The sequence below is a fragment of the Leptospira fluminis genome (genome assembly GCF_004771275.1).
Taxonomy (GTDB): domain Bacteria; phylum Spirochaetota; class Leptospiria; order Leptospirales; family Leptospiraceae; genus Leptospira_B; species Leptospira_B fluminis.
Genome location: NZ_RQEV01000001.1, coordinates 156338 through 169411, shown reverse-complemented (window position 1 = coordinate 169411; position 13074 = coordinate 156338). Strand labels below are relative to the sequence as shown.

13 protein-coding genes are annotated in these 13074 nt (G+C 47.2%); 7 read left to right on the top strand and 6 right to left on the bottom strand.

The window, feature by feature from the left end; genetic code table 11:
• The first annotated feature begins 12 nt into the window (after positions 1-12).
• The gene (locus EHO61_RS00880; RefSeq protein WP_135811753.1) at positions 13-981 is read left to right on the top strand and encodes a hypothetical protein; all 969 of its coding nucleotides are present in this window, start codon (positions 13-15) and stop codon (positions 979-981) included.
• A gap of 30 nt (positions 982-1011) precedes the next feature.
• Here the strand turns inward: EHO61_RS00880 and EHO61_RS00875 are convergent, their stop codons facing one another.
• Both EHO61_RS00875 and EHO61_RS00870 read right to left on the bottom strand, forming a co-directional pair.
• A complete protein-coding gene (locus tag EHO61_RS00875) occupies positions 1012-2799 on the bottom strand; it encodes a SpoIIE family protein phosphatase (RefSeq protein ID WP_135811752.1) in 1788 nt (595 codons plus the stop codon).
• Complete coding sequence (locus tag EHO61_RS00870) at positions 2796-4541, bottom strand: SpoIIE family protein phosphatase (protein ID WP_135811751.1); 1746 nt, start codon at positions 4539-4541, stop codon at positions 2796-2798. Before EHO61_RS00870 ends, EHO61_RS00875 begins: the two co-directional genes overlap by 4 nt.
• Before the next feature lie 201 nt (positions 4542-4742).
• On the opposite strand from EHO61_RS00870, the gene EHO61_RS00865 reads away from it, so the two are divergent.
• On the top strand, positions 4743-5330 hold the full coding sequence (locus tag EHO61_RS00865) for a hypothetical protein (RefSeq protein ID WP_135811750.1): 588 nt from the start codon (positions 4743-4745) through the stop codon (positions 5328-5330).
• A gap of 18 nt (positions 5331-5348) precedes the next feature.
• Here the strand turns inward: EHO61_RS00865 and EHO61_RS00860 are convergent, their stop codons facing one another.
• Positions 5349-6281 carry a bifunctional riboflavin kinase/FAD synthetase gene (locus EHO61_RS00860; RefSeq protein ID WP_135811749.1) on the bottom strand — a complete coding sequence of 311 codons (933 nt, stop codon included), beginning with the start codon at positions 6279-6281 and terminating at the stop codon, positions 5349-5351.
• A 36-nt stretch (positions 6282-6317) separates the two neighbouring features.
• On the opposite strand from EHO61_RS00860, the gene EHO61_RS00855 reads away from it, so the two are divergent.
• Positions 6318-6932, top strand: coding sequence for an LIC10729 family protein (locus tag EHO61_RS00855; protein WP_246031932.1), 615 nt, complete (start codon positions 6318-6320; stop codon positions 6930-6932).
• Between the two features lie 100 nt (positions 6933-7032).
• Here EHO61_RS00855 and EHO61_RS00850 read toward each other — a convergent pair whose 3' ends face one another.
• Positions 7033-7365 carry an STAS domain-containing protein gene (locus tag EHO61_RS00850; protein WP_135811748.1) on the bottom strand — a complete coding sequence of 111 codons (333 nt, stop codon included), beginning with the start codon at positions 7363-7365 and terminating at the stop codon, positions 7033-7035.
• 120 nt (positions 7366-7485) lie between these two features.
• Between EHO61_RS00850 and EHO61_RS00845 the strand changes: the two genes are divergently transcribed.
• The 4 genes from EHO61_RS00845 to EHO61_RS00830 are packed head-to-tail and all read left to right on the top strand — an operon-like array spanning position 7486 to position 10177.
• Positions 7486-8172, top strand: coding sequence for an LIC_12936 family protein (locus tag EHO61_RS00845; protein WP_135811747.1), 687 nt, complete (start codon positions 7486-7488; stop codon positions 8170-8172).
• Positions 8173-8217: 45 nt separating this feature from the next.
• Positions 8218-8889 carry a DnaJ domain-containing protein gene (locus EHO61_RS00840; protein ID WP_135811746.1) on the top strand — a complete coding sequence of 224 codons (672 nt, stop codon included), beginning with the start codon at positions 8218-8220 and terminating at the stop codon, positions 8887-8889.
• A gap of 4 nt (positions 8890-8893) precedes the next feature.
• The gene (locus EHO61_RS00835; protein WP_135811745.1) at positions 8894-9877 is read left to right on the top strand and encodes a type I phosphomannose isomerase catalytic subunit; all 984 of its coding nucleotides are present in this window, start codon (positions 8894-8896) and stop codon (positions 9875-9877) included.
• Between the two features lie 9 nt (positions 9878-9886).
• A complete protein-coding gene (locus tag EHO61_RS00830) occupies positions 9887-10177 on the top strand; it encodes an HNH endonuclease (protein WP_135811744.1) in 291 nt (96 codons plus the stop codon).
• A 41-nt stretch (positions 10178-10218) separates the two neighbouring features.
• Here EHO61_RS00830 and EHO61_RS00825 read toward each other — a convergent pair whose 3' ends face one another.
• Both EHO61_RS00825 and EHO61_RS00820 read right to left on the bottom strand, forming a co-directional pair.
• A complete protein-coding gene (locus EHO61_RS00825) occupies positions 10219-10455 on the bottom strand; it encodes a hypothetical protein (RefSeq protein ID WP_135811743.1) in 237 nt (78 codons plus the stop codon).
• A gap of 19 nt (positions 10456-10474) precedes the next feature.
• A complete protein-coding gene (locus tag EHO61_RS00820; protein WP_135811742.1) occupies positions 10475-12934 on the bottom strand; it encodes an ATP-binding protein in 2460 nt (819 codons plus the stop codon).
• Positions 12935-13074: the final 140 nt, after the last annotated feature.

The following is a 13074-nucleotide window of genomic DNA, read 5'->3' as shown; positions in this document are numbered from 1 at the left end:
GGAGGAGTAACCGTGGAAATATTCGTAAACGAACAAAGGCTAGAAAGCGCAATCGAAAACGAAAAGAATCTCGGCGAGGTTTTCGACGCCGTCGGTCGCTGGGTCGAATCGAACGGTAAATTTCTTTTGTCATGCATTGTGGACGGAGAAGAGTTCCGCTCCGATACGATGAAGAGCAAATCGATAGATTCCGCCTCCAAAATGGAATTTTACGTCGGAGAAGAGTTGGATATTCTACTCAGCTCATTAAACGAATTGGACGCCTATGTGGATAAAGTTGGAACGACTCTGTTGGGACGGGACAGTCTTACGGAAAAGGAATCCAAGGAGTTGTCCGACGGAGTCAACTGGATCGACTCCTTACTTCGCTCGGCGGGCAGGATGCTGAAATTACGATACGATCAGATCAAACCGATGGGCACAGGGAATAACGTGGAGGAAGTTCTGGCGGCTCTCAGGCAAAGGTCTTCCAAATTGGACGGTATCGGCGCGATCGAGGAGTTTTTGGAACACTTACGGGATCTTAAATTATTCACGATGGATCTGATCGCGAGAGCTTCCGTGCTGGATTTGGATCTTCCCACTTTGCGGGAGATATTGGATACCTTTATCAAAGCGGTTCCGGCCCTGAAACAGAGTTTCATAAAAGTGAACGAAAACTACCAGGCAGGCAGGGACGAGGTGGCGACCCACCTTCTCACCCAGTCCGTTTCCCAAATCAACGTTTTGTTAACTTCGTTTATCACTCTTCGCCAAAAACTTCCGGGATTAAATTATTCGGGTCTTTTGATCGACGGAAAATCCTTCGAGGAAAAGACGAACGAATTGAACGATACTCTCGCTAGCGTGGCCGTTGCATTGGAGGAAAAGGATATCATTCGCGCCGGAGATATCATCGAATACGAGATTCCTGCGGCGCTCGACGAGTTGTTACCGTTTCTGGAGAAGGTCAAAGAACAGGCCGATTCATTGTCCGTCTGATCCAAAAAAATGGTCTTATACGGACGGATTCTATTCCCTGATCTCCAGGCAGAAAAGGGTTAGATCGTCCGTCATGACTCCGTCGCCGAACGATTCGGAATAGGATACCAAGGATCGTATCAGATTTTCGGAATCCTGAAATGCCAATTTCCGAACCGCTTCCACGAGAGTCGAATTCCCCATCGGAATTCCTTTGGAACCTCGCACCTCGAAAAGACCGTCGGAATAAAGCAGTAACCGATCGCCGGGACGAAGAGTAACGTCGTAATCCTCCAGAATCGGCGAGCCGATTCCCAAGAGCACGCTCCCTTTGCCCTGTAGCTCGCGCACTTCTCCGTTTCGCAATAGTAACGCGGTATGGTGGCCGGCGTAGCTATAATCCAAAACGCGGGAAACCGGATCGTACTTCAGGTACACTGCGGAAATGAAGTGCTGAGTCACCACCGAAGTCAGTAGGTCGTTCGTGAATAATAGGCCTTCCTTCGGTCGAGTGCCTCTTCTCGAAACTACGCTAAAGGCGATGGAAGCCATTGCCGCGACCATTGCGGATGAAATTCCGTGTCCGGAAACGTCCGCAAAGAGCACCTCGATTTTTCCGTCCTGGGATTCGGAGCAATTGAGAACGTCCCCTCCGACATGATCGTACGGTCGGAAGTAGGAGAAGATCCTGAATTTCGACGAATGAGGAAATTCGCGGGTAGTAATGGTATTTTGGACTTCTCTTGCGATATCCAAATCCTTAACCACTCGCGAATACAATACGCTGATCTTTTCGGAAGCTTCTTTTTTGTCCGTAATGTCCCGCAGGATGAAAACGTTCCCTTTGTCCCTACCGGAAAGTTGTATTTCCGATCGGGATACTTCCAGGAATCGATTCGGAGAAGCGGAAAGAATCTTACCCTCTTTCGATTCCGTCGGACCGGAGGGAATCGATTTCACCTTAAAATCCATTCTGGAAAACGGTTCGGGAGGAAAATTCTCCAAGTAATCGGAAAGGTCCAGTTTTTCCGGTTGGGTTCCGTAAATTCCCAGCATCTCTTTCCCGCTCTGATTCCAATAGAGCAGTTCCCCGGTCCTAGAAAGAAGTACGACGCCTTCCCTAAGTTTGGAATACAACTGTAAGGCGATTTTTTCCAAACGGATTTCTAGGAATCCGTACTTCGCGATTGCCAGGAAGATACAAACGGATTGAAGAACGGTGGCGCTTCCGCTTAAAGGAGGAAAGTGAATGTCTCCTTGGAATTGCATGCGAGGGAGAATGGTGGTTAAAAAACCCAGTATGGTCGATGATAAAGTTCCGAAGAAGAGTAGATAGCATTGGTTCCGAAATCTGGGCTCCCGATTTCTGGATTCGTAAAGGAGAAGGGCCATGGCATATACGGAAGGAGCGATCACGAATAGATTCAGACTTACGACGTATAAGTGTCCCGGAGAGATCGCGTACCCCCAATATTTTTGTTCCGCACCTGCGACGATCCAATTCGTCGTTAACGCGATCGGAAAAACCGCCAAAGAGAGCCCTCTGAAAAAGTAAAGGAGGAGGTTCGGGTTCTTGGACAGGAACTCGAATATGAATTCCAGAAATAAGGTTCCTGCGAGGAGCCAGGTCAAGGATGTGACGCGCATCATCCAACCCATCCATTCCACGGGAAGAAAAGACCAGTAGAGTATGATGGAAAGGATCCAAAGACTGAGATCGACGGAATAGAAAAGATACAGACTCACCACTCTATGTCTTCCCTTTAAAGCGATCACATAGATGAAAAGTAACAGATTCAAAAAGAGCGCGGATAAAGGGATCAGGAGATAGGGGTTCATCTTACGATTTCCAACGCCAGCATGGCCAAGTCGTCGTTGTGTCGTCCTTCGCCGAATTCGATGGATTTTTTTCTTGCCGATTCCAGAATAGAAAGGGTGGGTTTTTCGGAAGTTTCCTTGATCCAATCCAGGAAATTCTCATAGCCTAGGATCTCGCCCTGATTATTTTTCACTTCGAATAATCCATCGGAATAAAAGACGATACGATCGCCGGATTGGACTCTGAAGGAATAGTCGTTTAAAAAAAGTTCGCGCACGGCCAAAATGATCCGTCCTTCCCCTTCCAACAGGGTCGCCCCTCCGTTTCTCAGAACCAGAATGGGATGATGGCCGGCGTACGAAAAATCCAACCGTTTCTCATCGGGAAAATAACTCGCATATACGGCCGAAATATGATGATGTAGCACGACTTTGGAAAGAATTTCGTGAATCTCGGATAAGCTCTCCCTCGGGCTCATGAGTTTTTGCGATATGATCTGGAAGGTGATGGAAAGCATCCCCCCCACCATGGCGGAAGCGATGCCGTGACCGGAAACATCGGCAAAGAGAATGTCTACTCTTCCCGAAGGATGTTCCATCACCCTCAGCATATCGCCTCCGACTTTTTCTATAGGCTGAAAAAAGGAATGGATCCGATATGAATCCTTTTCGGGAAATTTTTGGGTAATGATGGAGGATTGTGTGACTCTCGCGATCTCCAGATCGTTGACGATTTGAGAGTAAAGCTGGTGAATTTTTTCCTGGGCGATTTTTTTTTCGGTCACTTCGCGCAAAAGAAACAGCGTTCCGGATTCCTCCTCGGTAATCCTGATAGTGGATTGTGTCAGTTCGACGAAGGCCGCGTTTTGCCTTCCTAAAAGTTGAAATTCTCTTGGTTGGGCGTCCAATTCTTCCCTATAGTTCAGGAAGAAGCGCTCCGGTTCGAATTTTCCTCCCGCAGAAGCGGAAAATTGCAGCAGTTGAACTGCGGATCGATTCGCGAAAAAGAGTTCTCCTCCCTTTTTGGCTAGTATGATTCCGTCGTGGATATCCCGAAACAACTCCACAGCGATCCGTTCTAGACTGATATTCAAAAAGCCGTATCGGGTGATCGCTAGAAATATGAAAATCGCCAGGACCGATATGGAAACGGGGGTTAGGGGAGGAGAGAGAAATCTTCCGTGTTCGTCCAGATTTAGCAGCTCGGTATAAATACTCAGCGAAATCGCGATCACGGAGCCGACGATCCACAGGTTCATCTGTCTGCGCATCCTTTCGTTGTCCGTTCGGAATCTTTCTCTTATTATCAACATCAAACCATAATAGGACGGGATACCGACAACGACTGCGCTCAAGGGTAGGAAGAGCCAATTCGGTTCCAGTTCATATCCCCAGTAATAAAGTCTAGTTCCTTTCAGTACCCAATCCGTGGAGGTGGTCACCAGGATGGAAAGCAGGACCAAGAAACGGAACACATATAGGAAGGTCTTGGGCTCGCGATTCAGGAATTTGTATACTACTTCCAAATAAAGGAGGCCGCTCGGAATCCAGGTAAAGCAGGTCAATTTGAAGACCAATGTCATCCATTCCGCCGGCAAAAAAGACCAATGCAGAACGTACGAGATCAACCAGAGATCCAGGCAAACCGTGAAGCGGAGAAAGTCCCCTATGACTGCGCTCCTGAATCTGCGGGCAAAAACGTATGCGATGAGTAGGCTGTTTACGATAAATGCGGAAATCGGAAGAAATAGATAATAATTCATGGATCCGTTCCGTCTGAGACAGGCTAACCGGATTAGACCCTGAAATCAATCCCTTCTAAACACCCGAAAATGTCCTTTCCGTGGAAAAAAGGGGGAAAAATATTTTTTTACAACTTCGTTTTTTAGATATAAAAGAGAAATAAAAATCGGTTGCGTTATGCGTCATTAAGTTTAGTCTCGTATTTATTAAGGGAATTGAATATGAATTTATCCGAAGGAGGAGACTATACGGAAAAAAAGTCCGGGATTTCGGATCCAGAAAGGGATTCTCCCTATCTGACTTTTCCGGATGAGAGTCTTTCGGAAGAACCAATTCTATCCATAAAAGGGATTTCGTTTATTCCCGTGTATGTCTGCCCGAAATGCCGAAAAACGGTTTCGGTATTATGGAAAAAAGGGCGGGGCCGATTGAGAGATTGGGCCACTTTCAGAGAGGAAGTCCGTACAATCCTATGTACGAACGAGGACTGTCGGAACACGTTTCTGCCCGATTACGCGATCCGTTTTTCGGCTTCGATCCCTATCCTATCCAAATTAGAATTATTAAACGAAATGAAATCCTGGTTTTACGATAGAACGGGTAAAAGCGTGGATTTCGGTCCCGACGTACGTCCTAGCCTGACTTGGGACCCTTTTTCGGAGCTTGTGCCGGATTGGCAGGATCATATTTCGCTCGAATTGTTCGCGAATATATTGAGATACACTCCGCCCATCGATCTGGAGGCGGTTCTATTGGGTCGTCCCAAGGTGCTTTTGTTCGGAGGCTATAGCCCTCCGACATATCGTTGAAGTCCCGGATCTTGTCGTTTAACGATCCGCTAATATTTCACGCGAGATCCGCTCGTCCTGTTTTAATTGTGCGACCAACGCTTCCACTCCCGAAAATTTGATTTCGGAACGGATCCGTTCCGAAAAAAGGACACGGACCGTCTTGCCGTACAAATCCCCCGAAAAATCGAAGACATGGCTTTCGAGGCTGAGCTGTTCGTCTCCGAACGTCGGGTTATTTCCGATATTAATCATGGAATCATAATATTTTCCGCCGATCTCGGTTTTTCCGGCGTAAACTCCTATACCGGGAAGGATAAGCTCGCGAGAAGGTTTGACGTTGGCAGTGGGGAATCCTATGGTTCGTCCTCTTTTATGTCCTTCCACCACTTCTCCGGTTACCGAGAATTCCCTTCCTAGACATTCTTCGGCTTTGGAAACTTCGCCCTCCCTGATAAGCGATCGGATATAGGAGCTGGAAAGTTTCGTGTTACCTAGATATACCGGTTCCAATTTTTCCAATTCGTATCCGTACTTGCTCGAGTACTGTTGCAATAATTCGTAATTTCCTCTGCGTCCTTTTCCGAAACAATGATTGAAACCGATCAGAATTTTTTTGGCGTTCAGTTCTTCGATCAGAATGTTATGCAAGAAGTCTTCCGCCTCCATGCTCGCGAGTTCCATCGTAAACGGTACGATTACCAGCCAATCTATTCCGAAGGATTCTATCAGCGCTTCCTTATCCGATTGAGTCGTCAGGCTGCCTAAATCCTTGTCTTTTCCGAGTACGAGGGCGGGATTCGGGTAATAGGTGATCGCTACGGAAGGAAGTCCGGTCTCCAAGGAAATTTCCTTGATTCTCTCCAAGAGGGCCTGGTGTCCCAGATGGATTCCGTCGAAATTCCCGAGGGTCAGTACGGTAGGAGTTCCTATCGTTTCCCCTAGGCGTTCCAGGTTTCTAAGAATTTTCAAGTTTCCTCCGCTCCGACGACCGATAGTCTAAACAGAATGGTCAGATTCCGTTTCGGCTGCTTCTTGTTTTTATTCCTAGCCATTGCGAGTCAGAGTCCGGCTAAGGTGGAAAATCGGAAAACGAAAAATTTCGAGAATTTTTCAAAACCGATGGGAGGGGAGGCGTACGTATCCGAAAATTACCGCACCTTTCCGGAACTTTCGGTTTGGGCTATGCATAACGGCTTGAAACTTGCACCGGATAGAAAAGATCCCGCGCCTGGAGCAGGTACCGGAGTCCTATCCGACAACCAATGTAGAATGATTCCTCAAGAAGGATTGGATATCTTACTTACGGCGGATCCGGATCGGAAGGACACGATCTACGTTTATTTCGACCTGACTCTATTCGATCCTGCGGAAAATTCCGCGTCTTTTCCGACGAGGGAATTACGGATCTTTGTGAATGGAACGGAAAAAAGGACCGTAAAATTTCCGGATCACGCGCTATACCTAAAGGCTTTGTATGCTCCCGCTCCCCCGGTGCGGATTTCCGTAGACCCGTCGGAACTGATGGAAGGAAGACTCCTCCTTCGTTTGGAATCCGTCGGAGTGGATGAGGGACGTTTTTGGGGAATCTGGGATGTTTTTCTCTCGTATTCCGCCCTGTAGTCGAAGGGGAACGAGACGATTCATTCGGAGTATTTTAAGAGATTATAATATAGTATCGGAAAAACGGCTTCATCGGCGAGGCTTGCCGAAATGACATAATTTAAGGGTATCGGTTCGCAAATTCCGATTCGGATAAGGTTTGGAAGTAGGAAGTCAATCCTGCCACTTTAAACACTTTTTCGATCGCGGGTTTCATGTTTGCGATAAAGAATTTACCGTTCAATTCTTGGACATAATTGAGCTGCTTGATCAGCATTCCGATTCCGGAAGAATCGATATAATTCAGTTTTTCCAGGTTGATGACCACGTTGTTATTATTTCGGTCGATGTTCTGTTCGAAGAAGTTTTTCAGATCGATGGACGTATATATGTCCAAACTGCCCGATAACCCGATTACGTTCGTTTCGCCAGATTTTCTGATGCTAATTTCCATATCGATCCCTTCCCTTTTCGTAGAATCCGGCCTGAATTCAACGAATTTTTAAGAAAAATCCGGGCTTTTTACGATAAAGGACGACACTAGTGGTAAGGAAATTTTCCGGAATCTGAACTCATGAAGAAAGCGACGTCTTCCGCAATTCTATTTTTTGTCCTGACCGTCAGCACGTACGCACAAGATATCGAGCCGGATGGTCAAATCAAGATTCTTCCATATAAAGACACTCAAATAAGGGCGTTGGAAGCTCTAAATAGCGACATCAAATACTTTCATAAGCGGATAGAGGAATTGCTCTCCTTTCTGAATAAAAGAAAGAAAATTCAGAACAACGAATACGTACAGTTTATTCCTGCGATCGAAACGTACGAACTTCCGAATCGCGAACGATTTCTCTTCGATAAGAAATTTTTCCTGAAAGTTTCCGGGCAAGGACCCTTTAAATTGGAAGGGATCCGATTCGTGACCCGCAAATCGATGGTGACCAAATTACGTCCGGTCAACGACGAATTGGGAATTCTCAAAAACGAAAACGTTTCGGCTCCGGAAGCGAATAGCATCGTGCTTTCGGTCCAAAGAAAAACGGATGGCGGAATCCAGGAAGAGACGTATAATCTGTCTAATATTCGCAACCCGGATCAGAGAGTGAAATTAGTCCGCTCCTACCGGAATAACCTTGTGGAAGTCATACAAGCGATCACGAAATATGTGGAAGGCACTATACAAGCCGATAGACGCGACGTCGAAACCATGCTGGACGGTTTGGACCAAGGCGGATCTTTCCAGGAAGAATCGAACAAATAATCCGGATCGTAAGCCGGCTATAGGTCGGAAAAAATAGGTCTCTCCATGGATGCGGTTTGGGTGGACCACTATCGGGTCCTGGGAGTTTCGCAGGACGCCGAAGTCGAAGTTATCAAAACCAGATTTCGGGCGTTGGCAAAAGCCTTTCATCCGGATAACAAAAAGACCGGTTCGGCCGAGATTTTTCTAAAGATCGTCCGCTCTTATAAAGTCCTAACCCAACCCGAGGAAAGACTTCGCTTCGATACCCAATTGGCTCTTCGTGGCGGACAAAAAATCCAGAATCCCTCCCGCACCTTTTTGGTCCCCGCTTCCAGGATTATTTTTTCCGCAAAGGCGGTGGAGTTCGCAAAGAGAGGTCTGTTGCGCGCCGGCTTTCGGAATCGAGACCGTAGAAAATATACGGGAATCTACCATGACATTCGGCTCTGTTTGACGGAGGAGGAATTGGAAGGAACCGTCCTAGCGGCGATTCCGTTGGTCGTTCGGGTGTTGTGTCCTGAATGTAGAGGTTCCGATCTGAATTGCGGTTCCTGCGGGGGAAAAGGCACATACAAAAGTTTTCGTTATCTGAAATGGAAATCCGGACCGGGAACATTGGTCCCGGGCAGGATTTATACTTTGGATCTTTCAGGATTCCGTCCGGATTCGTTCACCCATTTCAAAAAAAGGGAGATTAAAGTTAAAATTGAAGTCTATACGGGCGGTAAAAAATAGGACTATGCAGAAGGTTTTAAAATTCCGCCCGATTTACAAAGAGAAAGTTTGGGGAGGTAGAAAGTTTGAAACCTTTTTGGGTAGGGTTGTACCTGCGGGAGATATCGGAGAATCTTGGGAAGTTTCGGATTACGGTCAGGATCTTTCCGTAATCGAAAACGGATCCGCTGCCGGCCGGACGTTCCGCGAGTTTTATTCCGAGGATCCGGAGAACGTTTTAGGAAAACCTTTTGTAGGACAGGGCTTTCCATTGTTGATCAAACTGATCGATGCCCGTGAAAAACTATCCGTGCAAGTCCATCCCAATGACGAGTACGCCGAAAAATTCGATCCTGAAAGTTCCGGTAAAAAGGAAGCCTGGACGGTACTCCAGGCGGATGCGGGTTCGAAGTTGGTCTGCGGTTTTGCCAGAGCTACGAGCAGGGACGAATTCGCCGAATTGGTTCGGAGCGGTCGAGCCGAAGAACTTCTGAATGTCGTATCCGTAAAAGAATCGGATTCTTTCCTTTTGAATCCTGGAAAAATCCATGCGATCGGAGCGGGAATCCTCTTGATGGAAGTCCAGCAATCCTCCGACTCCACATATCGCGTGTACGATTACGGTCGTCCCAGAGAACTTCACTTAAAAAAAGCACTGGATGTCTTGGATTACTCGGGACCGGACCCGGAGGATCCTTTGTCTCAGAGATCTCTTCCTTGGGAATACGGCGAGAGAGTTTTATTAACGGGAAACGATAAATTTAGAATGGAACTTCTGAACGTGAAGGAAGCCGGAGATTTCGTTTTACCTTCCTTTTCCTCGGAGCCGGTATTTCATATTCTTATGGTCTTGGACGGAAGTTGTTCCTTGGAAGGGGAGTTAACGTTGAAAAAAGGAGATACGGTCCTTGCGACCGCGTTCGGTATTCGGACCGGTTTGGCGATCCGAGCCTTAACTCCGGGAACGCGTCTTTCCTGGTTCGGGCCGGGAAAGGATTGGATCTCCTGATCGATTTTTATGTCTGAGGAACCTTTTTTGCCGGAAGAACCCGTATTCTGGATCGGGGAGGAAGAGATCCAAAAACAGAGAAGGATCGCAAAAGAACTCCGCAAAACTCCTTGGTGGAAAAAGAAAAAATCCGACGGAATCTGTTATTATTGTAGAAGAAAATTTTCTCCGGAAGAGCTGACCATGGATCATCTCGTTCCTCTCGCCAAGGGAGGAAAATCCGTCAAGGCCAACCTCGTGCCTGCATGTAAGGAATGCAATAACGCTAAGAAGAACAAACTTCCTTTCGAAGAATTTTAAATTTTTATCATATATTCCGGAAAAAGTTTCGGATCCGAACGTTATTGCCCCGCATAACATTGGTAAGGTATCGCGGATTGCAGAACGGCGAAATTGCATAGATTTTTGTCGGAAGGATTCAGGAGACAGGCGATCTCCAAGTCCTTGGTAATGTCTGCGTCCTTTTGGACCTCTCTGTGGCAATTTGCGCTTCCGTTGTTGCAGGAGATTCCGAAAACGCACGCCGAAAGAAGGATTCCGAAAACCGTAAAAGAGAGAATTCTTAGATATCCTCGCATAAGTTTTGTCCGAGATTTTCTACCTAAAGAACGCGAGCAAGAGTGCTTCCCAATCCTTTCTGAGGGAAGGTTTCTGCATGTAAGCGTCGAAACCGGTGGCTTTAAAAACCGCTTCCGCACCCGGGAGCGCGTGAGCCGTCCAGGCTACTAGGATAGGGAGATTTTCGCCGTGTTCCTTCAACGTGCGGACGACTTCGATTCCGGTCAGTTCGGGCAATTCGATGTCGATCAGCGCCAGATCGTAATGCTCCGAAAACAGCTTGGTCAGCGCTTCTTTCCCGTCTTTCGCGATATCCACCGTCATGTTCATATTTTCCAGGGTTTTGCGAGCGATGGTCCTGGCAGGTTCCCGATCCTCCACGATCAGGATTCTTTTCGGAGAGATGTACCGGATTTTTTCTCCGACGACTTCGGGTCCTTCTCCCTCCTCTTGAGGAAAGGGAAGTAAGAAAGAGAATCTGGATCCTTTTCCGATTCGGCTTTCGACCCGGATACAACCTCCCATTAGTTCTACAAGTTTTTTCGAGATCGTAAGCCCTAAGCCGCTCCCTCCGTATTTGCGGAAGATCGAAGAGTCCGCTTGAACGAACGGCTCGAACAGATCGGAGATCTTTTCCTGGGCGATCCCGACTCCGGTGTCTTCTACCCAGAATTCCAGGATGCGGGATTGGAAATCCTCTCCCACATTTTTGACTCCCGCAAGTACCTTCCCTCCGGATCCAGTAAACTTAACGGCATTGCTTAAGAAATTTAGCAAAACCTGTTGTATTCTACCTTCGTCACCGAGGTAAATGCCGGGGTGGTGCTCGGGATATTCAAGGTTCAATAGAACCCTTTTTTCGTCCGCCCTCGCTTTGACGACCTTTGCAGCTTTTTGCAGGATCGCGAAAGGATCGAAAGGTATGACCTCCAATTCGAATCGATTTCCTTCGATTCTGGAAAGATCCAGCAATTGGTTGACCAGGTGGAGGAGATTTTCGCCGGATATCTGCATGATGTCGAGATATTCCTGCTGTTCCTGGTTTAAGGGAGTTTCAGAAAGAAGATTGGCCGTTCCCATCAAACCGTTCAGAGGAGTCCGGATCTCATGACTCATGGTGGCAAGAAAATCGTATCTATATTTCGCTTCCCCTTCGGCCCTATTTTTGGCTTCCGTTAATTGTCTGGTTCTAATATCGACTTTTTTTTCCAGTTCGATCTTTAATTCGTTCAAGTCCCGGTTGGCCGATTTTAATCGGGCGCTGACGATTCTGGAGCGCTCCAAAGCTTTGGAAAAGGAGACTGCCAACGACAGGCTGTTGGAAAAGATGAATACGAATACGGCCGGCGCGAGAATGTATTTAGTTCGGATAATATACTGGGAAACTAATATATCGTTGATGGAAGCGATCAGAATCGCTACGATACCGAATAGGAACAGCCAGATTCCTTCCCGTCTGTAAACGGAGGCCCTAACGCAACCGTAGATGATGAAAAAGGAACCTAGGATGACCACAAGCTGGAAAGGGATTAACAATCTTCCATAATATTCCACGGAGAAGAAGATCGTGATTATGGAAAAGAAAGATAACAATACTAAGGATGCACGTTCGCTCCAGCGGGGAAAATCTAGAGGAAATAAGGAAGCGGTATAGGAAAAAAACGCGGAGGAAAGAGCATAAGTGGTCAGGTATTCCAGCTTATGAGTGATTTCCCAAGGAATCTGAGGAAAAACCGTGTTGAGTATCCGATCTCCGGTGAGGAAGAATCGAAGAGTTCCGGCAAGGGAGAAAATCACGAAATGCAAAGGTGCTCTTTCTCTTCTCGTCAATAAATACGCTACGATTTGGTAAATGACCAATACCAACGCCGAGGACGAGGTCGCAAGATCTATGGTCAGATCGGCATACTTTTCCTCCAGGATGCGATTCCTTTCCCCTAATTCGGGCACAAACCAGAGTCCTCCTATGATATGGTGATAGTTGGAGATTTCGAACGCGAGCTCCTTGGTATCCGAAGGTATGTCCACGACGGCGGATGCAAGAAAGGGAACGGAAGAAGTTTTGTCCTTTCCGACCTTACCCATTCCCGCGATTTTTTTTCCATTCGCATATAAGGAATACGCGGTTCCTTGGTCCGGAACGCGTAGCATCAACGGAGGACAGTCTTTCGGAAGATGAAGGCGAAGAACGTAGGTGGCGAATCCTTTGCCGTTCGGAAAGACCGACTTTCCCTCGCTCGAAATGTGGTTCCATGTGTTCGGAATCTCGGTCGGAATCGCAAACGGTTTCGGAGAATCCGGTTCCGAAATCAAAAGAACGTTAGGATAAATCTCCCATTCTCCGTTTAGTGCTACGGATTTCTGATAGAAGTTCCAGCCGCTCGCATCCATCGTTCCTTTTTTCGGTCGGATGTCGTCCCCTAATTTCGGACTGCAAAAGGTAAGGGTGCAGACACAGCCGACCAAAATTGGAAGTAGATAATTTCTCTTTCGATCCATTTCGCTCGGTTTTCCGCGGGTGCGTATCCCACCCAAATTTCGGTTTTTTGCCTTCTTGTCCACCCTTTCCGGGGCGGCGACGGAACGGAATCTTGCCGGGCGATCGAGACTTCCGGCCGATGCAAATAAAGAGGGTAAAA